General features: G+C 42.3%; 19 protein-coding genes. 7 read left to right on the top strand and 12 right to left on the bottom strand.

The window, feature by feature from the left end; genetic code table 11:
* Positions 1–17: 17 nt before the first annotated feature.
* The 11 genes from C7460_RS15765 to C7460_RS15715 form a co-directional block, all read right to left on the bottom strand.
* Positions 18–638, bottom strand: a complete 621-nt coding sequence (locus C7460_RS15765) for a c-type cytochrome (protein ID WP_115869084.1) — start codon at positions 636–638, stop codon at positions 18–20.
* 5 nt (positions 639–643) lie between these two features.
* Positions 644–1168: a DUF3341 domain-containing protein gene (locus C7460_RS15760; RefSeq protein ID WP_115869083.1), complete on the bottom strand. Its 525-nt coding sequence runs from the start codon at positions 1166–1168 to the stop codon at positions 644–646.
* 2 nt (positions 1169–1170) lie between these two features.
* Positions 1171–2532: an NrfD/PsrC family molybdoenzyme membrane anchor subunit gene (gene nrfD, locus C7460_RS15755; protein ID WP_115869082.1), complete on the bottom strand. Its 1362-nt coding sequence runs from the start codon at positions 2530–2532 to the stop codon at positions 1171–1173.
* Positions 2533–2538: 6 nt separating this feature from the next.
* Positions 2539–5637, bottom strand: coding sequence for a TAT-variant-translocated molybdopterin oxidoreductase (locus C7460_RS15750; RefSeq protein WP_115869081.1), 3099 nt, complete (start codon positions 5635–5637; stop codon positions 2539–2541).
* A 32-nt stretch (positions 5638–5669) separates the two neighbouring features.
* Complete coding sequence (locus C7460_RS15745) at positions 5670–6971, bottom strand: cytochrome c3 family protein (protein WP_115869080.1); 1302 nt, start codon at positions 6969–6971, stop codon at positions 5670–5672.
* 219 nt (positions 6972–7190) lie between these two features.
* Entirely contained in the window at positions 7191–8261 is a 1071-nt protein-coding gene (locus C7460_RS15740; protein ID WP_115869079.1) for an alanine racemase, read from the bottom strand.
* A gap of 20 nt (positions 8262–8281) precedes the next feature.
* Positions 8282–9436 carry an alanine racemase gene (gene alr, locus C7460_RS15735; protein ID WP_115869078.1) on the bottom strand — a complete coding sequence of 385 codons (1155 nt, stop codon included), beginning with the start codon at positions 9434–9436 and terminating at the stop codon, positions 8282–8284.
* The gene (locus C7460_RS15730; RefSeq protein WP_115869077.1) at positions 9436–10578 is read right to left on the bottom strand and encodes an amidohydrolase; all 1143 of its coding nucleotides are present in this window, start codon (positions 10576–10578) and stop codon (positions 9436–9438) included. The genes alr and C7460_RS15730 overlap by 1 nt, the downstream gene beginning before the upstream one ends.
* A gap of 6 nt (positions 10579–10584) precedes the next feature.
* Positions 10585–11025, bottom strand: coding sequence for a GNAT family N-acetyltransferase (locus C7460_RS15725; RefSeq protein ID WP_115869076.1), 441 nt, complete (start codon positions 11023–11025; stop codon positions 10585–10587).
* Between the two features lie 6 nt (positions 11026–11031).
* Positions 11032–12450, bottom strand: coding sequence for a sodium:solute symporter family protein (locus C7460_RS15720; RefSeq protein ID WP_115869110.1), 1419 nt, complete (start codon positions 12448–12450; stop codon positions 11032–11034).
* Between the two features lie 87 nt (positions 12451–12537).
* Positions 12538–13818, bottom strand: a complete 1281-nt coding sequence (locus C7460_RS15715) for a serine hydrolase domain-containing protein (RefSeq protein WP_170148035.1) — start codon at positions 13816–13818, stop codon at positions 12538–12540.
* Positions 13819–13857: 39 nt separating this feature from the next.
* Between C7460_RS15715 and serA the strand changes: the two genes are divergently transcribed.
* From serA to C7460_RS15695, 4 genes are all read left to right on the top strand, one after another.
* Positions 13858–15750: a phosphoglycerate dehydrogenase gene (serA, locus tag C7460_RS15710; protein WP_115869074.1), complete on the top strand. Its 1893-nt coding sequence runs from the start codon at positions 13858–13860 to the stop codon at positions 15748–15750.
* A gap of 88 nt (positions 15751–15838) precedes the next feature.
* Positions 15839–16228: a monothiol bacilliredoxin BrxC family protein gene (locus C7460_RS15705; RefSeq protein WP_115869073.1), complete on the top strand. Its 390-nt coding sequence runs from the start codon at positions 15839–15841 to the stop codon at positions 16226–16228.
* A gap of 317 nt (positions 16229–16545) precedes the next feature.
* The gene (locus tag C7460_RS15700) at positions 16546–17619 is read left to right on the top strand and encodes an aminotransferase class V-fold PLP-dependent enzyme (protein WP_115869072.1); all 1074 of its coding nucleotides are present in this window, start codon (positions 16546–16548) and stop codon (positions 17617–17619) included.
* A 170-nt stretch (positions 17620–17789) separates the two neighbouring features.
* Complete coding sequence (locus tag C7460_RS15695) at positions 17790–18716, top strand: universal stress protein (RefSeq protein ID WP_115869071.1); 927 nt, start codon at positions 17790–17792, stop codon at positions 18714–18716.
* A 23-nt stretch (positions 18717–18739) separates the two neighbouring features.
* Here C7460_RS15695 and C7460_RS15690 read toward each other — a convergent pair whose 3' ends face one another.
* Positions 18740–19189, bottom strand: coding sequence for a MarR family winged helix-turn-helix transcriptional regulator (locus C7460_RS15690; RefSeq protein ID WP_115869070.1), 450 nt, complete (start codon positions 19187–19189; stop codon positions 18740–18742).
* A gap of 133 nt (positions 19190–19322) precedes the next feature.
* On the opposite strand from C7460_RS15690, the gene C7460_RS15685 reads away from it, so the two are divergent.
* Genes C7460_RS15685 through C7460_RS15675 form a run of 3 tightly spaced genes read left to right on the top strand, consistent with a single transcriptional unit; the run spans position 19323 to position 20827 of the window.
* Positions 19323–19862, top strand: a complete 540-nt coding sequence (locus tag C7460_RS15685; protein WP_115869069.1) for an RNA polymerase sigma factor — start codon at positions 19323–19325, stop codon at positions 19860–19862.
* Positions 19863–19897: 35 nt separating this feature from the next.
* Positions 19898–20317 (top strand): hypothetical protein, encoded by a 420-nt coding sequence (locus C7460_RS15680; RefSeq protein WP_115869068.1) that lies wholly within the window; start codon positions 19898–19900, stop codon positions 20315–20317.
* 12 nt (positions 20318–20329) lie between these two features.
* Positions 20330–20827 carry a Spy/CpxP family protein refolding chaperone gene (locus C7460_RS15675; protein ID WP_147302979.1) on the top strand — a complete coding sequence of 166 codons (498 nt, stop codon included), beginning with the start codon at positions 20330–20332 and terminating at the stop codon, positions 20825–20827.
* Positions 20828–20850: the final 23 nt, after the last annotated feature.

Below are 20850 nucleotides of genomic sequence, written 5' to 3'. Positions count from 1 at the left end.
AAGGATAAAATCAGTTTTTATTGTTTTTGAAGCGTTTGTACGTAAGTCACGATTTTCCAGCGCTCATCTACACTCAATTGTGAAGCATGAGCTCCCATGCGACCTTTACCATTGGTTATAACCCAGTAGATGTGACCAGCTTTCTTGTCTTTAACAGTAGCTGAGTTATAGGCAGTTACACCTTTATAAACTTCACCAACCAAGCCATCTCCAGCACCTTTCTCTCCGTGACAGTGCTCACAAAACCGTAAATACAACGCTTTGCCTTCTTTCAAAGCCACATCAGAATCAGCAAAAGGATTCGTAAGCAAAGCCTCGGCTGACGCATAATCAGTTGCATCAATACCATAGTCCGCTATATACTCTCCTCTTTTTATCGTATTTGCTACTGGCTCACGCATTGTCATGTTATGCGCATTGTATGGATTCGAATTATAAAACTCTCCGTGTTCATCCTCAGGGTTCGAGTCTAACCAGCTCCCAGAATTTTCATCCTGAATCTGTGAAAGTGGCTCATAAGGAGTAGAGTGATACATCTGAGGCGCATATTCTAAACCTGTGTCATCCACGCCAGCCGTACAAGCTCCAAGGGTGACCAATACACCTAATGTCAATATTTTGTATGTATTCTTGAGCATTGTTCTTAAAGTGTTTTCTTGTTCACTTCTGAAGCACCACTATCTTGAAACAATTTGCTGATAGCTACTTCATCTACATCATTTTTACCTAAATCAACAGCCACGATGTGCTTATCATCAGTGATTCTTTTGTCGAAAAGTTTAGGCTTACCCCATGGCTTCAGATTGCTGATGATCATGAATGTACCAACCATCCCAAAAGAAGCTAGAAGTACTGTAAGTTCGAAAGTCACAGGTATAAATGAAGGTACCGGTGCATAGTCCTTACCTCCTATAATCATTGGCCAGTCGATTGTCATCATACCAAACTGCATGGTAAGTGCCAGTGACGTTCCTAGCAATCCAAAAAGGAATGCAACAATAGACAATCTAGACCTTCTATATCCCAGTGCATCTTCTATACCATGTACTGGAAACGGTGAATAAACTTCATGGATCTTCACGCCACCATCACGTACGTGCTTGATAGCTTTGAGGAGTACATCCTCATCCTCGTATACACCGACTAAATAGTTGCTTTCTTGAGCCATGCTTATTTCTTTTCGCCAGTTGCTTTAATAATACTTTTTACCTCAGCCATGTTGATCACAGGGAAGAACTTCGCAAATGCAAAGAACAATGTGAAGAACAAACCAAATGTGAATAGATAAACTCCCATATCGTAAACTGTTGGATAGAACATTGCCCAACTAGATGGTAAGAAATCTCTATGAAGTGATGTAACGATAATTACGAATCGCTCAAACCACATTCCAATGTTTACAATAATAGAAATGATAAAAGTCGCTGCCAGATTGGTTCTGATTTTCTTGAACCAGAACAGCTGTGGTGAAATTACATTACATGTCATCATAGACCAGTAAGCCCACCAGTATGGTCCTGTTGCTCTGTTGATAAAAGCATACTGCTCTGCCTCTACGCCAGAGTACCATGCTATGAAAAATTCTGTGATGTAAGCTATACCTACTATAGATCCTGTAATGATAATTACAATGTTCATCAGCTCTATATGCTGAATGGTGATGTAGTCCTCAAGCTTGTAAACCTTACGTGTGATCAAAAGTAACGTAAGTACCATAGCAAAACCAGAGAAGATCGCTCCCGCCACAAAGTATGGAGGGAAGATAGTGGTGTGCCATCCAGGGATTACAGATGTAGCAAAGTCAAAAGATACAATGGTGTGTACTGAAAGTACTAGTGGTGTAGCCAAACCTGCAAGGATCAGAGCTACTGTCTCGTATCTAGACCAGGTTTTAGCTGCTCCGTCCCATCCAAAACTCAATGTACCATAAATGGCAGCAGAAATTTTGTTGGTAGCCCGGTCTCTTATGGTAGCAAAATCTGGAATCAAACCAATGTACCAGAAAACAAGCGATACAGAAAAGTAAGTAGAGATTGCAAATACATCCCACAGTAGTGGTGAATTGAAGTTTACCCAGAGTGACCCAAATGTATTGGGCAAAGGAAGTGCCCAATAAAAACCAAGCCATGGTCTACCCATGTGCAGTACTGGAAACATCGCCGCACAGATTACAGCAAAAATAGTCATCGCTTCTGCTGCACGGTTAATTGACATTCTCCATCGCTGGCGGAATAAAAGTAGAATTGCTGAGATCAACGTACCCGCGTGACCGATACCTACCCACCATACGAAGTTGGTGATATCCCAGGCCCATCCTACGGTTTTATTGAGTCCCCACATACCAATGCCTTCCCATACGGTCATGGCAACGGCATATCCGCCTACGGCAAGCGTAGCCAGGGATACAGCCATGGCCAAAAGCCATGATTTAGCGGGTTTATCTTCTACTCTTCCGGCTATATCCTGAGTGACATCATGGACGGTTTTTCCGCCGGTCACTAAGGGTTCTCTAACGGCTGATTCTGCTATCATAGGTTATTATGCTTCTGCTTTTTCAGTTTTAGACTCCTCATCTTTATTTCTGACTTTCGTCAAATACCAAACATTTGGCATTACTCTCAATTCTTCCAGTACATGGTATGCACGTGGTTCCCTGGCTTCTACGCTCTTCTCATTTTGCTTGATTTGCAGCATTTGAGAAATTCGACTTTCAGGGTTTTTCATGTCACCAAAAACCAATGCTTCTGAAGGACAAGATGCAGCACATGCTACATTTACATCCTCATCAGTAGGTCTTCTACCCTCTTTCTTAGCGCTTAGTTTTCCTGACTGGATTCGCTGTACGCAGAAAGAACATTTCTCCATAACCCCTCTAGCTCTTACTGTCACATCAGGGTTAAGCACCATTTTACCCAGATCATTGTTCATGGACATGTTCTTATCGAACTGCTTGTTGTCATGATACTTGAACCAGTTAAAACGACGCACTTTATAAGGACAGTTGTTGGCACAATACCTTGTACCAATACATCTGTTGTAAGTCATTTGGTTTAGACCCTCACTACTGTGTGTAGTTGCAGCTACAGGGCACACCGTCTCACATGGAGCGTTGTTACACTGCTGACACATCATTGGCTGGAAGGTAACTTCAGGGTTTTGTGCAGCCTTTTCCATGGCTTTCAAATCCCCTTCTTCTGCATCCGAACTGTAGTATCTGTCGATACGTAGCCAGTGCATTTCTCTTCTATTTAGTACTTCCTGTTTTCCTACAACAGGTATGTTGTTTTCTGTCTGACAAGCAATCGTACATGATCCACACCCTGTACAAGAGTTGAGATCGATCATCATCCCCCAGTGGTGGTTGTTGTACTCGTGCCCTTGCCATAGCGATACTGCATATGGCTTTTTGTAACCTTCAGAGGTAGCAATCTTAGGGAAGTGTCTTCCTGCCTGAGGATCTTTCTGATACTTGTTAAGTACTGTCTCCTGAATCACAGTCTCACGCCCCATGTACGTTTGGTGGGTTTGAGTCTGAGCAATCTGATAGCCATTACCTGTCGGAGTAGCGGAGACACCAGAAGTTACAGCAAAGCTTGTTGAACCGTTAGCAACGCTGGCAAACTGATAAGCGTTAACACCAACGCCATTTGCTACTTTACCGGCCTTTGTTCTACCATAACCTACAGCCAGTCCTACGGTACCATAAGCCTGTCCGGGCTGTGGTAGCACAGGGATTTCTTCAGTCACTCCATTTGCTGTAAAACTTACAGTCTGCGTGGACATATCACCAAGTTCAATGCCCCACTCTTCTGCTTGCTTAGGAGAAACTGTCAGATAGTTATCCCATGTTGCTTTGGTGATAGGATCAGGCATTTCTTGCAACCATGGGTTGTTAGCCTGTGTACCATCGCCTACACTGTAGTTGGTATAGAGTATTAACTCCAACTCAGTGCTGTTTACTTTGTATTTCTTACTGATAGCAGCAGCTGCTCCAGTTACATCTACATCTGGACCAGAAACGGTAAGTGCTGCACCCTTAAGCTCATATACACCATCGTGGAGGCACTTATTCCAGAATCCATCAGCTCCAGCTAACTCTCCTGACTTTTCGTAAACGTTCTTATTCCAGCTCGCTCTTACATGATCATAAGCTGACACTTCTTGACCTGCCCATTTTAGGAATGATTCCTGTGCCTGACGTGTATCAAAAATGTTCTTAATGGCTGGTTGTGATAGAGAAAACTGCCCAGTTACAGGCTCGAAATCATTCCATGATTCCAGGTAATGATGGTCTGGTGCCTGATACTTGACCAGAGAGGAAGTTTCGTCTGAGCGATCACTGGTTGAAACTGCAAATTTGGCCTTCTTAATACCAGCCGCAATTTGACTTCCAAGTGCATGGTCATACACCGGGTTACAGTTGTAGAATATCACTCCGGAAATTGCTCCCGAATTCAATTTTTTAACAAAACCTGCAAAAGCAGCATCATCGCCTTTTCTCAGGTTAACTGATTTTGAAGGGTCGATCGTATTGCCGTAGCTTCCTAGCAATTGATTGATAGCAATGACTAGTTTTTGTACTTCAGAGTCATTAGATCCACTGATTACAATGGAAGCACCTTTTGCACTTACAAGATCGTTTGCTGCCTTTTGTAGAACTACATCATCTTCTACTTTGGCAACCTTCACTTTAGTGCCGCCAAGCTTCGCCGCAACTGCATTGTAAAGGTTTGCTACATACAATCCTTCTTGTGAAGGTTTGATTGGTGTTCTATAGTCTGCATTAGCACCTGTCAGTGACAGATTTGATTCAAATGCATATAATCTGGACATTTCCTTCTTCTTGGAGTCCAGTTTTCTAGTCTGTGCAAACTGTTTGTTGTTTCCTGTATGATTTGGCCAGGAACCCAGGAAGTCTGCTCCGAAAGAAACAATTGTTTTTGCTTTAGAAAAATCGTGGCTTGGTAGCATGCGTGTACCAAAAGCACTTTCGTAGGCCGCTAATAATCCACTAAAAGAAGACTGGTCATAGGCTACGTGTGTTGCTCCATATGCAGCTACAAGTGCATCGATAGAAGCCTGAGTGGCAGGCGAAGCAATTGAATTCGTAACAATAGCTACTTTACCATTTGCTGCTGCAAGCTCCTTTGAAACAGCGGAATCAATCTCATCCCAGCTTGCCTTCTTGCCATCAATCAATGGCTGCTGAAGTCGTTCCTGATCATAAAGAGATAGCACTGAAGCCTCCACCTGTGAAGAGGTTCCTCCACCGCTAAAAGTAGACAAACTGTTGCCTTCAAGTTTGATAGGTCTTCCTTCACGTGTTTTTACCAAAACGCTGCAATAATCACTACCGCTTACAAATGTAGACGCGTAGTAATTAGGCATTGTAGGATCTACCGACACTGGCTTCTTCACATAAGGAATAGCTTTCTTAACCGGTGTTTCGCATGCAGCCAATGATACAGCCGCAATACCAAATCCCATCAGTTTTAGGAAATCCCTACGTGAAGGCTCCTCACCTTCGGCACCCCCTATTGGCAGATACTCAGGAAATTCCTTGTTAGCATGCTTTTGGAACTCATCGCTATTCTTGAGCTGCTCTAATCCTTTCCAGTATTTCTTAGTTTCTTTCATATTGCTGGACTATCTCCTTTTTCAAGCTAGAATTAATAGTGACATTTTGAACACTCCAAACCACCTATGTCTTCAACTTTCATAGGTTCTTTACTATGTTCTGCATGCAACTCAACCAACTTGTTATAGTATTCATTGTCTTTAGTATTCACTTCTGTTTCTCTGTGGCAATTGATACACCAACCCATGGTAAGCGACGAGTATTGATATACCACGTCCATTTCTTCGATCGGTCCGTGACATGTCTGACACTCTAGCCCACCCACTTTTACGTGTTGAGAGTGGTTAAAATATGCCAAATCTGGTAGGTTGTGAATTCTCACCCATTCTATTGGTTTGGTGTTTTCACCATATTCTCCAGTAGATGGATCGTAATCTATAGCTGCGTAGATTTTTTGAATCTCGGGCGACTCTGTTTTGATAGCCGTATGGCAATTCATACAGATATTAGCTGAAGGGATGTTTGCCGCTTTGGACTTTCTCACTCCTGTGTGGCAGTAGTTACAGTCAATCTCGTATTGACCTGCATGAATTTTGTGAGAGAAAGCGATAGGTTGTGTAGGCTGATAGCCTTGCTGTACCCCTATAGTAAAGGCTCCATCTATAGCTGTCTTAAGAAGTAAAGCTACGAAAAGGAACACCACGGAGCCGATTACAAAGTCACTTGTAAGTACCTTCTGAAGGTTTATGCGCTGGTTTACGATCTCCTCATCAGCACCATCCAGGTCTTTCTGATCTTTCAGGTATTTGGTGAGAACTGAAACGATCAGTCCAAGTACTACCAAAATCAAGACCAGAACCACAATCAATACCACCAGGATAGCCGTCACGTATCCTGACGACACAGAATCACCAGAGGCTGCCGTACCAGTCTGTCCCGCTCCAGCATCCGCTGCTACTGGCGCCGCTTCAGGCTCTTTGGAAGACTCTACCTTTACATAAGAAAGTAATGAGGTGATTTCCTCATCAGAGAATGGGTAAGCCGGCATGGCCGTCTTATTGTACTCCTCCCACAAGGCTACAGCTGTTTCATCTCCACTTTGAATAAGCTTTTGAGAATTGCGTATCCAGCTGATCAACCATTCTTTAGATCTACGCTCGTGTACATCTTTAAGCGCAGGGCCTATTACCTTTTCATTGATGGCATGACACTGCGTACAGTTTGCCTTAAATAAGCTTTCACCTGCCGAGACCAACGCGTCATCAGTAGGGATACCATCTGCTGCTTCGTCCTGTGCCAGCGAGCCAAAGGAAATAAATAAGAATAGTAAATAGGTGACTGAGGTTAGGACAAATCTGGGTGCTATGGACATGGATTGTTTCTTTGTCAACATGTATTTTCTACCGTTCTAATCAAACGGGTACAAATGTAATGCTGGCATAACGTATTTCAAAGGGGCTTTTGCAACCCGAAACCCGCTTTCACGTATGTGGATAACTTATGTTGATAAAGCACTCTGATAATCAGTGAATTAGACAGCATAAGGCAAAAAAAAGGGGTTTATTTAGAATGATTATAAATAAACCCTTTTCGGAACTCTTTTGATTTCGAGTTATTCAACGATTTTGTCAATATAATTAGAATTTAACAATCCTAACGCTCCCATGTATTTTAATTTGAATTTTACCCAGTCTCCAACTTTGTAATTTCTCTTAGTACTGCCCAGGTCTATAACGATCATATCTGAGCTGGCACCAGTCACCTTGATGGCCTTATCCATGGGTATTAAAAAATCTGTGGAAATATCGAGTAGGCCCAGATCGAGAATAGCTCGATAACTAGTCTTGCCATAATCGTCTTCATTTATTTGGAACTCGTCCCCTGATGGATTTGTGGCTAGTTCCCCAGTAGGCACTTTGGGCTTCTCAATTAGTTCTATGATTTGAGCATGCAAGGTAAACACATCAGATTTCATGCCTCGTACTTGCTTATCAGTAAACAGGTTGTTGCCGAAGTACAGCATCTCCCCTATCCTAAAGTGGTTGATCCCTCTGGGAAGTTGCTTGTTAAGTAATAGTGGGAATACTACCGATGTGCCTCCAGAAACCCACTCAATCTTTCGATCAAACTTTGCTTCGATAAGCTGTTTATAAAGGCTTAGTTGAATGAGTTTATCTTGAGAAGGCATCACACCATACAGACAATTGAGGTTGGTACCCAGTCCTACAACGGTGATATTTGGTAATTCGAATATCTTACCATAAAAACCAACCAGCTGATCTCCCAGCACACCCTCACGCAGGTCTCCCATCTCTATCATGATGATGATCTTGTGCAGCTTATCTTGTCTTTTGGCTTCTTCTGAAAGCAAACGTATTGTTTCGAGCTCTGTATTGAAACTGACGTCTGCATAGGCTACCACGTTTTTGATGGCTTTTTTGGCAGGAGGTTTGATATACACGGTTTGTAAGCTGGGGTCCATTTTCTTGACCGTCTTCAGATTACTGATCCTGCTATCGTGTATTTCTTTTACACCCAAATTGATAAGCTCTTGCAAGTAAGTTTTGTTACCGCAAAGCAATTTTGAAACGACTCCCCATTCGATTCCTTCTTTGTCCAGGTGTTTGGCAATAAATTGGTAATTGTGTTGTAACGATTTCTTTTTAAGCTTTAGATAAGCCATTGTTCGTTGTTTGGTTAAACTCAGTTTTTAACGACCGTACGAGGAATGTTCCTCGGTAGTCGAGTAAGCAGTTCATAATTTAGCTGATCACTAAGCTCACTAAAAGAAGCTACGGACACAGCCACATCTCCCTGCTCTCCTATTAAGACTACTTCATCTCCCGGCGCAGCCTCTGGGCACTCGGAAACATCTACGATGAGCAAGTTCATATTGACAATCCCGACTACAGCGAGCCGCTTTCCATGGATGAGTACACGCCCCTGATTGCTCAACGAACGTGAATAACCGTGGCTATACCCTACGGGTACAGTAGCGATCTTCATGTTTTCGGTAGCCATAAATGTAGTGCCGTATCCGATAAATTCTCCGGTGTCTACTTCTTTCACAGCCATCACTCGACTTTTCCACTTGATTACCCTACGCAGAGGGTCTTCTCTAGACTCGGAGTGTTTGATACAGTCAATAAATGTCTCCTTACTTGGCCAGAACCCATACTGTAAGATACCGATTCTCACCATGTCCATTCTACTCTTAGGGTATGAAATGGCCGCAGCAGAGCAAGCAGTATGTTTAAATTTGGGCGTTATGCCCTGATTGCGGATCCAGCGATCCATTTTATTAAATTTCTTTATCTGGTTTTTAATGCGCAAATAGTTGGCAATACTTTCTGCTCCTGCATAATGCGTACAATCTCCCAAAACCTCAAAATAATCCTTTTTATCCTGAATAAAGCTTACCAGCTGATTCAACTCAGATTTGGAGAAACCTGTTCTGTGAAGGCCAGTTTCAAACTCTATATGTATACGTGCCCGGGTGTCAAATTTCTTTGCAATTTCATAGGCTTGCTTGAGCCTGCCCATCTCAAATACAAAAAACTCCACATCATTGAGCACGGCCCACTCTAGTTCGTCGGGACCTACATAGCCCATGATCATCACCGAAGACTTATTGAGGCTAATATTGGTTACCTCAAGTGCTTCGTCAGCACTAAATACCGAAAAGTGATCTACGCCTTGAGCCTCTGCCATGGGGACAAATTCAAAAATCCCATGTCCATAAGCATTCCCTTTCACTACTGACGACAGGCGAACATCGTTACCAATAATTGATCGAATAAATTTCAGGTTTTGAGCCAGCGCACTTTGGTCTAGTTCAATCTCAGATGTAGCAAACATTACCCTTGCAGTTTGTAGATTAATTGATAAAACATGTCTGCTCCAGTCTGCAGGATTTCATCTGGGAAATCATAATCTGGATTGTGCAGTGCGGGAGAATCCTCTCCGGCTCCCAGGCCAAACATGGCTCCGGGAAACTTATCGGTGAAAATCCCAAAATCCTCACCCCATTTAAAAGCTGTGCTACGCTCTTCGAGTGGGTAGTCTCGCTCAGCAGCCACCTGTTTTACGGCATCTATGATTTCATCATTATTTTCGTTAGCGAAAAAATGTTGGGTCCAGTCCACTACTATTTTCAAGCCGTGCTGTTCGCCTATTTCTTTGGCTTTGGATTCGCAAAACTCCTCAAACTCCTTCATCACATCATTGGTCCAGGCCCTCAATGTAAAGTGGAGTTCACCATACCCAGCCGACACGCCATAGGACTTTTCGCCCAGCGTGCTATATATAGGTGTAGCTATACGGAAGTCATTGCTTTCCAGGTCTGGAATATTTGCCTTTAATATGGCTTCAGTGATTTCGGCCATGGCCAATGCGGGGTTGATTCCCGCTTCAGGTTCTGCAGCATGAGATGTTTTACCTTTTAGCCGAATGATAATACTATTGGCTGCTGCTGTGAAGGTTCCTTTTTTCCATACCACTGTATGTTTGGGGTATCCTGGCAGGTTATGAAGTGCCACTACAAAGTCTGGCTTCAACTGGGCAAACTTTGGATCATTGATCATTCCTTTGGCTCCTTCTCCATTCTCCTCAGCAGGCTGAAAGAGCAATATTGCTTTCCCCTTGCTCAAGCCTTCTGATTTGAGTCTGCGAGCTAACGCATACAAAATAGACGCATGACCATCATGTCCACATTTATGGCTTACTCCTTCATTTACTGATTTGTGTTCAAAATCATTCTCCTCCTCTATGGGCAAAGCATCAAAATCTCCGCGGATCATTATGGTCTTACCTGGCTCCTGTCCCTGATAGACAGCAGCAAGCCCATACTGCTCGAAAACCAATAGTTCATCGGGCTCACAGTCCTTTTCTAGCATGGTTTTCAAATGTCTGGAGGTCTCCCGCTCTTCACAAGAGACTTCTGGGTGTTGATGCAAATACCTCCTAAGCGCAATGGCGTCTTTGATGATATCGTCTGACATGCACTCTTATTTGTTTAAACGCATTTCCAAATACTTATTGGTAAACCCGAGCTTTTCGTACAACTTCTTGGCCGGATTATCTGGCTCCACGTGCAGTGCTATGTTACCTTCTGCAGTATCTATTGCCTTTTGCATCAATGCTTTGCCATATCCTTTGCCACGTTTTTCGCGATGAGCGGCAATATAAACCAGAATATTTTCGGGAATATACCCTTCCATACCTGTTTTGTTGACTACTACTGCTCCTACTATCTCGCCTTCATCTTTCCCTACTACTACAAAACCTCCCGGCGTAATGCCTTTGCTGAGTGCGTAGTTTATGGCCTTCATAATATCTTCCCGCTCATCTCCGTACTGATCCAGGTGATCATAAAGAAAGTCGCGAATTTGTTCTAGTTGGATCAGGCCAACGGTATCTGACGGTTTTAAAACTTCTATCTCTAACATGTTGGTTTATTTGCTTTTAACTTGATTTAAAATTAGGAACGTAATTAAAGAAATACTGATTCCGAAAATGTTTGCATCCAGGCCAAGCGGCAATTCTTCTACGAGCAGGATCAGCGAAATGGTAGTACCTCCACCCAGAAGCATCGACCAAAAAGCCGCATTGGGGTTGGGTTTTCTGGTAAACAAACCTCCAAGTACTGGTACAAACAACCCTGAGACCATAAAAGCATAGCTGTAGAGCATCAGTTCCAATACACTCTGCATCACTGATGCCAACAACAACGCTAGTGCACCTATCACGAGCGTCATCAACTGTGAAAGACGTAAAAACTTCTTTTGGTCAGGGTTTTTGTATCCGATAATATCCGTTACCAGATTACCAGAAGAAGCCATAAGACAGCTGTCGGCAGTAGACAAGACTGCCGAAAAATAAGCCGACATCATAAGTCCCATTAAACCAGCCGGCAAAATGGTGCGTAGCAACATTGGCAAGCCGGTTTCAGCATCCATCCCTTCTGCAGACTCATAGCCCATGTAGGCAAACATGCCAGCTTCAGCCCCTACTCGCGCAAACATCCCGAGTAGCACTCCCATAAAAGCCATCACAGGCCATTCGAAAGCACCAGCTATATACCACGCTTTTTGAGCTTCCTTTTTACTCTTGCAAGCATATATCCGTTGGTATAAGGTCATCCCTACAAACCAAATGGGTATGATAGTCACCCCCCAATTGACCAGATCTTGCCAGGTGATGTTTCCAAGCGATAAAAACTCATTGGGCAGTATTCGTTTGATCTCGCTATAGCCACCTACTTCTATATAGCCAAGAGGCAAACCAATGAACACCAGGCCTGACAGTAATAGTGCCCACTGAATAGTGTCTGTATAAATAACAGCTTTTAACCCTCCCATTACAGTATACACCACAGCAATCACGCCCATTATTATGAGTGCGTTTTGAAGGTTAAGTCCAGTAAATGTAGAAGAAGCCAGTTTGGCACCGGCTAGCAATTGGCTACTCGTAAATCCAGCATACCCTATAGCCGAGATGATGCCGGCAAGTAGTGCTGTTTTTTTATCATAGAAAATGCTGAAGATCTGAGGAAATGTAAATAACTGCTTGAATTGAGGAAGCTCACTCAGTCTTGGAATTAGAATCACTGCAGCTAGCCAGGCACCCAGGAGTCCAGTAAAGAGCATCCATGAACCAGATAGCCCCATGGTAAATCCCAGTCCTCCAAGACCTATGGAGAATCCTCCTCCTACATCTGTGGCCACTACCGAAAGCCCCACATGCCAGGAACTCATCGAGCGTCCTCCTACATAATAATCGTCTGTACTTTTGTTTTTATTGAGAAAAAAGAACCCAACGCCGAGCATTGCTATCATATAAATAACGAATACCAGCAGGTCTATCCAGTGGATGTTCAAAACGGGAATACGTGGTTTTTAGGTTGTTTTCGGAATTTAATTCTTCTAAAACTAACTCAACAGCCCCATTTATGTTTGGGATTATTTAGAATCACCCGCTGCGCTACTCAGGTAGTCATACAAAAGTTGGTGTATCGACGGTCTTACGTTGAGTTGGTATAGCGCTCTTTGATCCCGGGACGGATACACTCTGTTGGACAAAAATATAAAAAGTAATTGATTCTCCCGGTCTGCCCACACTAAAGTGCCCGTGTAGCCGGAGTGTCCATAGCTGTATGGCGATGTACTTTTTGCCACGCTGCTCTTTGCCTGATCATACTGGAGCAATGGTTTATCGAAACCCAATCCCCTTCGATTATTCTTATTACCGTATTGATAGCTCGTAAATAAGTCTACCGTAGCTGGATGTAAATACTGTACACCATTATAAGTACCATCCTGAAGCCACATGTGCCATAGCCTGGCAATATCCGTAGCAGAGCCAAACAAGCCTGCATTACCAGAAATCCCTTTCATCAGAATGGCTCCTTCATCGTGCACTTGTCCATGAATAGGTTCATAGCGAAAAAACGAATCTACTTCTGTAGGCACTACACGATCTAAACTATAATAGGCCCCAGCACTGAAGGACACTGTAGACATACCCAAAGGATCATAAAAATGCGTACGCAAATAGGTCTCGAAGGCTGTTCCTGTTAGCTCTTCTACGAGTTCGGGCACCAAGTAAAAAAACAATCCTGAATACACATATTCTGGATGTTTTTGAACCTCGGCCTTCCGTATCATTTTCTTGATTTTGTTATAAAAATCTTTGTGAAGGTATTTTCCTGTAGCAATTTGGAAAGGATACTCTGAGGATCGTTCTATCGATATCGTTTTACGCTTATACCTTCCATCTGATTTCTGAATTTCATCATAATATTTGATCCAGCTTTTGATTCCACCCTGATGTCCTAGCGCTTCTCGAATCGTTACTTTTCGTAGTTTGCTCCATCCAAGTCCATCGATATAATCTCCAATAGGCTTTTCCAAATCCAGCAACCCATCATCATACAGTTTCATCAATGCCAGCGTAGCTGCCATCACCTTAGTCACAGAGGCCAAATCGTAGATATCAGCAGCAAGCACTTCATTAATACTGTCATAACGGTGATATCCATATGCTTTATGAAAAATCGGACGGCCAGCAAGTGAAGCATACACCACACACCCAGGAAATGCCCTTTGCTGAATTGCATTATTTACAATAGAATCTATGTCATTTTGCGTTTTTTTCAACAAACTCAAGGAGTCATATTGACCAAAGGACACATTTTGAAAAAAAATTGATAATAAAAAGAAAATGATTGTTCTATATGCCATGTAGGTGCTTAATTTTAAGCCTTCAGAGAAAGCGAACTTATGGAAAATCAGAAACATTTTGTCATTGATTTTGATAGCACCTTCACCAGAGTAGAGGCGCTAGACGTTTTATGTGAAATATCTCTTAGGGGTCAGTCCGATGCGGAAGAGTCCCTTCAAAAAATTAAAGACATTACCGATTTAGGAATGGAAGGCAAGATTTCTCTGAGCGACTCTCTAGAGCAGCGCCTCCAAATCCTAAAAGCTCATAAAGACCATTTACCGGAGCTGGTAGCCCGGTTAAAAAATCAGGTCTCTGAATCATTTCAGCGTAACAAAGAATTTATCAAAAAGTACGCTGACCAAATATACATATTATCCAATGGCTTCAAAGACTTCATAGTACCGATTGTGGCTAGCTATGGCATCAGTGAAGAGCGGGTTTTTGCAAACGAGTTTATCTACAACAAAAACGGAGACATCATTGGCTTTAACAAAGACATCATTCTTTCCAAAAATAACGGTAAACCAAACACCATCAAATCCCTAAACCTCGAGGGTGAAGTGTACGTGCTGGGCGACGGGTACACTGACTATGAAATTAAAAAAGCAGGTATCGCCCACAAGTTTTATGCATTCACAGAAAATGTAAGACGTGAAAACGTACTGGAAAATGCGGATCATGAAGCACCCAACCTGGATGAATTTTTATATGTAAATAAAATGGAAAGAGCCCTCTCCTATCCGAAAAACAGGATCAATGTATTGTTGCTGGAAAACATACATGAACATGGCATCAACAAGCTAAAAGAAGAAGGATACAATGTAAAAGTGCATCCAGCGGGAATGGACGAAGATGAGCTGATCGAGGCGATCAAAGATGTGTCCATACTGGGAATCAGATCTAAAACCCAGGTAACCAAACGTGTGCTGGAAAATGCTAACCGCCTTTTAGCTGTTGGAGCATTTTGTATAGGCACCAACCAAATAGATCTGATCACCTGCCAGCGCAAAGGAGTGGCGGTATTCAACGCGCCATTCAGCAATACACGTTCAGTAGTAGAGTTGGCAATAGCCGAAATCATACTACTGATGAGAAACATTCCCGACAAGACACAAGCCATGCATACTGGCAAGTGGAATAAGTCTGCAAAAGACAGTTTCGAGGTACGAGGAAAAACACTCGGTATAATAGGGTATGGAAACATTGGCGCCCAGCTTTCAGTAGTAGCCGAATCATTGGGTATGAATGTGCAGTTTTATGATTTGGAAGAGAAACTGGCTCTAGGGAACGCTCACCAGTGCAAGTCCATAGAAGAACTACTGTCTACCTCAGACATGATCTCTTTGCATGTAGATGGTAGACCGGACAACACCAACTTTTTAACAGATCGACATTTTGAGCTGATGAAAAATGGTGTGATCTTCCTGAATTTGAGTAGAGGATCTGTAGTAGACCTGGCAGCGCTTAAAAAACACGTGCTCTCTGGCAAGGTAAAAGGTGTGGGTGTAGATGTATTCCCTGAAGAGCCTAAAAGCAATGACGAGGAGTTTGTCTCAGAACTGCGCGGCCTGCCAAACACCATTTTGACACCTCATATAGGAGGTAGTACACTGGAAGCTCAGCAAAACATCGCTGATTTTGTACCTGGAAAAATAATTGAATACATCAATACTGGATCCACGAGCAACAGCGTTAACTTCCCTAACATCGTATTGCCTAAACTAAAAGATGCTCATCGTTTTATTCACATACACATGAATGAACCAGGAGTACTTGCAAAGATTAACCATGAGCTAGCAAAGCATGACTTGAACATCGTTGGTCAGTATTTGAAAACCAATGAGGAGATTGGTTACGTAATTACTGATATCAACAAGGATTATGACGAAGAAGTAATAAAAAACTTAAAGTCAATAAAAGAAACCATTAGATTCAGAGTTTTGTATTAGTTTAGGAGATAATTCTTAATTATTTTGAAATCACGGAATCAGAATAACACGTGATTTCATTAAATTCGTAGAGATAGATTAATTGCCGATGAATTACCACTCACCGCTTTGGAAGCCGATAACAAGTCTTGAAGATCTCAATCAGGTGATTGATAATTCAAAGACTAAACCTGCTTTGGTGTTTAAGCACCGGCCGTCTTCTCCCGAAAGTATCGAGAAGAAAATAGAGCTGGAAAACACCTGGACGATTTCGAGTGAGGTTGTGGATCTTTTTATTGTAGATGACATGAAAGACCATGATGTTTCGCTGGAGATCGCAGAAATCGCAGGTATTCAGCATGAATTTCCTCAAATTGTACTCTTCGCTGATGGTGTTACCATGTACGATGAGTCTCTGGAGATGATCTCCGTCAAGAAAATAAAATTGGCACTAAAGATCGTTAACAGGACCTTTAAGTGGATGGAAACCAGAGCGTGATCTATTTCTGACTACTACACTAAAAACATTCTATTGATTTTAAAAGCATAAAAAAAGCTTTCAGCACTAGCTGAAAGCTTTATTACTATATCGGGTGTGTTAATAAACCCCTATTTAGTAAGGATTTGAGCTGTAAGGATGGGTCAAAGATCCACTGTTATCCTGAATCACCAAGGTGAGACGAGGACCCGCCAAATGACGAGTTGAGGCCCAATTTTGCCACCCCACTTGACTCGGTCTTGTTTTTAGTGTTAGGTTTAAAAACAATGAAACCCGATTAGTTTTGCAAACATAATTAGTAGAACCTCATTTATTCCATGCAACATAAAATTTATTTCACACCGGGTCCTTCTCAAATCTTCTACACTGTAGAGGATCATTTGAAATCAGCACTCAATGAAGATGTGATGTGCATTTCTCATCGCAGCGCTAATTTTCAGGCTATTTTTGCACATGCTCGTGCAGAGCTATCCAAACTATTAAACCTACCTGAAGGGTACGATATCTACTTTACTTCCTCTGCAAATGAGGTCTGGGAACGAATCATTCAAAACCTTGTAGAAAAACAATCCCACCACTTTGTTAATGGATCGTTTTCTAAGAAGTTTCATCAGTTTGCGCTAGACTATCAAAAATCATCTACTGCAACAAAAGTGGAAGATGGAGGAGATTTTAAGGACTTAAGTGTGCCGGATGAGGCAGAGCTTATATCCGTAACCCTCAACGAAACAAGCATAGGCTACACTTTTCCTATAGAAAAAATAAAAGAACTCCGAGCACAAAACCCAGACAAACTGATAGCTCTGGATGCTGTAAGTGCTTTTCCGGCCATTCCATTCGATCTCAACCTGGTAGACACGGCATATTTTTCAGTTCAAAAATGCTTTGGACTACCTGCCGGTCTTGGCGTGTGGATCGTCAACCAAAAATGTCATGCTACCGCTACAAACCTTGAAGCTAAGGGGCACATCACTGGGAGCTACCACTCTCTGGCACAACTGAAAGCACAGGGTGACAAATACCAAACCCCTGAAACCCCCAACATTCTGGGCATCTACCTCCTTGGTAAAGTAGCTGAAGACATGAATCGCCGAACAGCCAGGCAGATTCAAAATGACACTAGCTATAAAGCGGCCCTACTCTATCAGGCAATCTCTGAAAGCAATTCACTCGAACCGTTTGTAGAGTCCAAAGAATGCAGGTCTAAGACCGTGGTAGTAGCCAAAGTAAATGATGGCAATGAAGCTATTCTCAAATCCATGACCGAAAAAGGTTGGATAGTGGGAAAAGGTTATGGCAGCTATAAAGGTGATCACATTCGTATTGCCAATTTCCCTGTACATTCCAAGGAGCAAATCGAACAAATGGCAGACTTTCTGACCAAACAATAGCCAAGAAAATTTGCTTTCCAACAATACTTCTAAGGTGTTCCCGTATTTTATAAGGCGAACACCTTATTTTTTATGAAAAAATTCGGAAACTTTCTCCTATGTATAAGAATTAATAACTTAACGAAGGATTAATTTTGCGGTTTTAAACTTTCTCGATTCAAAGCCTAAATATGTACAAGTACAATAAAATAATTGTAGGTCTCGACCATACAGAAATGGACAAGGACCTTATCAGCGCTGCTTCTGACATCTGCACGCTATCAGGGTCCCGGGTGGTTTATTTTGTAAATGTGATCCGCGATGTTCATTTGCCTGAGAAAGTACAAAAAGAATTTCCAGATCTACTAGACCGGGCTATCGCTGATCGCAAAAAGGAACTAGAAACCATCATCTCTGAGGGGTTTTCCTGCCAGGATGTAGAAGTAGTGATCCATGTGATGGTAGACCAGGGTCAGGTGACTAAGTCTATTCTCAATTTCACTACGAAGGAAAAAATCGACCTGGTCATACTAGGACGTAAAAATGAACGAAAAGGAGGAGGAGTACTTATCAATAGAGTTGCCAGACGAGTGGGATGTTCACTACTGATCCTTCCAAAAGGCACTCGGATAGACATGAGTAATATTCTGGTGGCTACAGATTATTCTGAATACTCCAAAAGTGCCATGGAAAAAGCGGTAAGTCTTGCTAAAAAGTCAAAGACTGCAGAACACATCATGGTACAGAATGTATATCAGGTACCAGTGGGCTATCATTATACAGGCAAAAGCTTCGATGAGTTTGGTGATATTATGAAAGATCACGCCAAAAAAGATTATCAAAAATTCGTGAGCGATATCGATTTTGGCGAATTGAAAGTAAAAGAAATTTACAGCCTGGATAAGGATGATGATATCATCTCAGACATTCACCGGGAATCTAAAAGACGAAAGGCTAGCCTCATTGTAATAGGCGCCAAAGGACGAACAGCTACCACCGCTTTATTTATTGGTAGCAAGGCCGAAAAACTCATTCAGGTCAATTCAGCCATACCTATGCTTGTGGTAAGACCGAAAAACAAAAAAGCAGGCATCCTCGATTACATCAAAGAATTGTAAAAACCTTTCAGAGGGTAGCTGAGCTACCCTCTCATTTTATCTAATAGCATATTGAGCTGCGCACACTCTTCTTCAGACAGATTGCGTATGGTCTCTTCCCATTTCTTAAGTTCATCGTCTATCTGCCCAAGCAAGTCCAATCCCGCTTGAGTAATTAGCACATCTACGGCCCTCCGGTCATTGGCACATTGCTTCCGAGCCACCAAACCTTTTGACTCTAATTTATCCACGATCCTCGAAGCATTCGAACTTTTATCAAGCATCCGCTCAATGAGCAAGTTGACCGTTGCCGGGTTGGGAAATTGTCCACGTAAAATGCGCAATATATTGTACTGAGCTGTGGTGAGCCCATGAGGCTTAAAAAACGCTATTTGCTTTTGGTTCAACCAGCTATTGGTATATATAATGTTTATCACAGCCTTGTTCAGCTCACTTTTAAAAACTGGCTGTTTGATATCCTCAGAAATTCCCATAATCATAAAATTACAACTACATTTAATGTAACGACATGAAATATATGTAGGTTCAGCTCAATAAAAAAAATTAAACCTCAATTAAACTATCAGCTACCTTTAGCATCTAAAGGTGAAACTACCTGACAGACTATTGGAAGACAACTACATCGTTGACAGAATACGCGAACCATCTACCCGCAGGTATGGGTTTAATCTGCTGGTAAAAGCCTATCAAGAGCGAGTCTATTGGCACGTGAGAAAAATGGTCATCGACCATGAAGATGCCAATGACCTCACTCAAAACATATTTATAAAAGTCTGGAACAACCTGGAGAGGTTTAGGGCTGAATCAGGGCTATTTACCTGGATCTACCGAATAGCGACCAACGAATGCCTGAGTTTTTTAAAGAAAAAGAGGCGTAGCTATTGGGTAACGATGGATACACTCGAAAATGACCTGAGCCACAAGGTAGATCATGGCGCTTATATCAGTGGAGATGAAATTCAGCTCAAGCTTCAAAAAGCCTTGATTAAGCTCCCTGATAAGCAACGAATGGTTTTTAACATGAAATACTTTGACGAGCTAAAGTTTGAAGAAATCGCTACTATAACGGGCACATCGGTAGGAGCACTCAAAGCAAGCTACCATCATGCTGTGAAAAAAATTGAAAAAATATTGAGTGAAGATTAAACCTTCGACCTTCAAAAATATCTAAGAGCTAAACAATGAATACAAACGACTTACATAACGCCCCCAAAAAGCTACCATTTGAAGTGCCTGACGGGTATTTTGAGCAACTTGAAAAACAAATTCATGAACGCGTAGCTGAGCCCGAAAGCATGGTAAAATGGTTGTCGGTTCGATGGGCTGCTGTGCCAGCGTTTGTTTTACTTTTAGCGACTACTGTCTGGATTACATATCAAAAGACACCACAACAAAATGCCGCAACAATCATAGCTGAGGTGCCTACTAATGAGGTGATTGCCTATCTAGAAACAATGGAACTCACTGATGAGGAAATAGCCTCACTGAGCAGAACACCTGAAAAGCTCCTCCACGCCACTCCTCATTTGGAAGAAATGGAATTGCCCGAGGAAGATTTAGACTTCCTCCTGGAGCTATACGACATGAAAGAAACCATTTAAATTTATACGAACATGAAAGCACACTTACTCTTTACATTTATTCTTTTGAGCATTTGTATAAGTGCGAAAGCTCAAAGCAAGGCTACGATGGAAAAGCTTGAAGCAGCGCGTATAGCCCTCATTACTGAGCGTTTAGAGCTGAGCCCTGAGCAGGCAGAGAAATTTTGGCCTATCTATCGTGAATTTTCAGAGCAACGACGAACCCTGCGAAAAGAGTTTCAGCAAATGCGCAAAAACCATGATCCACGAACAGCCACTGAGGAAGAAAACCAAAAGCTCCTGGCTAGTGGCATGAAAATAAAAGAACGGCAACTGCAGCTGGAACAAACCTATACTGAACGCATGCAAAAGGTCATTAGTACCCGACAAATCATGAGTCTCAGAAAAGCAGAGGATGACTTCAAGGATATGCTCCTGAGACGAATCAGACAGGAACAACAACAAAGACGACAAATGCGAGACAACCAACAGCGCAACCAGGAGCATATGAGAAGAAAGAGAGACCAGTAACACCCCTATCCTACCTACCTGAT

The sequence above is a fragment of the Marinoscillum furvescens DSM 4134 genome (assembly GCF_003386095.1).
Lineage (GTDB): Bacteria > Bacteroidota > Bacteroidia > Cytophagales > Cyclobacteriaceae > Marinoscillum > Marinoscillum furvescens.
The sequence above is the reverse complement of the archived record's forward strand: the minus strand, read 5'-3'. Positions and strand labels throughout refer to the sequence as shown.

What these genes read in the sequence shown, in the direction of transcription:
- C7460_RS15765 (WP_115869084.1), bottom strand. Translation starts at nt 638, where the DNA reads ATGCTCAAGAATACATACAAAATATTGACATTAGGTGTATTGGTCACC.
- C7460_RS15760 (WP_115869083.1), bottom strand. Translation starts at nt 1,168, where the DNA reads ATGGCTCAAGAAAGCAACTATTTAGTCGGTGTATACGAGGATGAGGAT.
- nrfD (WP_115869082.1), bottom strand. Translation starts at nt 2,532, where the DNA reads ATGATAGCAGAATCAGCCGTTAGAGAACCCTTAGTGACCGGCGGAAAA.
- C7460_RS15750 (WP_115869081.1), bottom strand. Translation starts at nt 5,637, where the DNA reads ATGAAAGAAACTAAGAAATACTGGAAAGGATTAGAGCAGCTCAAGAAT.
- C7460_RS15745 (WP_115869080.1), bottom strand. Translation starts at nt 6,971, where the DNA reads ATGTTGACAAAGAAACAATCCATGTCCATAGCACCCAGATTTGTCCTA.
- C7460_RS15740 (WP_115869079.1), bottom strand. Translation starts at nt 8,261, where the DNA reads ATGGCTTATCTAAAGCTTAAAAAGAAATCGTTACAACACAATTACCAA.
- alr (WP_115869078.1), bottom strand. Translation starts at nt 9,436, where the DNA reads ATGTTTGCTACATCTGAGATTGAACTAGACCAAAGTGCGCTGGCTCAA.
- C7460_RS15730 (WP_115869077.1), bottom strand. Translation starts at nt 10,578, where the DNA reads ATGTCAGACGATATCATCAAAGACGCCATTGCGCTTAGGAGGTATTTG.
- C7460_RS15725 (WP_115869076.1), bottom strand. Translation starts at nt 11,025, where the DNA reads ATGTTAGAGATAGAAGTTTTAAAACCGTCAGATACCGTTGGCCTGATC.
- C7460_RS15715 (WP_170148035.1), bottom strand. Translation starts at nt 13,818, where the DNA reads ATGGCATATAGAACAATCATTTTCTTTTTATTATCAATTTTTTTTCAA.
- serA (WP_115869074.1), top strand. Translation starts at nt 13,858, where the DNA reads ATGGAAAATCAGAAACATTTTGTCATTGATTTTGATAGCACCTTCACC.
- C7460_RS15705 (WP_115869073.1), top strand. Translation starts at nt 15,839, where the DNA reads ATGAATTACCACTCACCGCTTTGGAAGCCGATAACAAGTCTTGAAGAT.
- C7460_RS15700 (WP_115869072.1), top strand. Translation starts at nt 16,546, where the DNA reads ATGCAACATAAAATTTATTTCACACCGGGTCCTTCTCAAATCTTCTAC.
- C7460_RS15695 (WP_115869071.1), top strand. Translation starts at nt 17,790, where the DNA reads ATGTACAAGTACAATAAAATAATTGTAGGTCTCGACCATACAGAAATG.
- C7460_RS15690 (WP_115869070.1), bottom strand. Translation starts at nt 19,189, where the DNA reads ATGGGAATTTCTGAGGATATCAAACAGCCAGTTTTTAAAAGTGAGCTG.
- C7460_RS15680 (WP_115869068.1), top strand. Translation starts at nt 19,898, where the DNA reads ATGAATACAAACGACTTACATAACGCCCCCAAAAAGCTACCATTTGAA.
- C7460_RS15675 (WP_147302979.1), top strand. Translation starts at nt 20,330, where the DNA reads ATGAAAGCACACTTACTCTTTACATTTATTCTTTTGAGCATTTGTATA.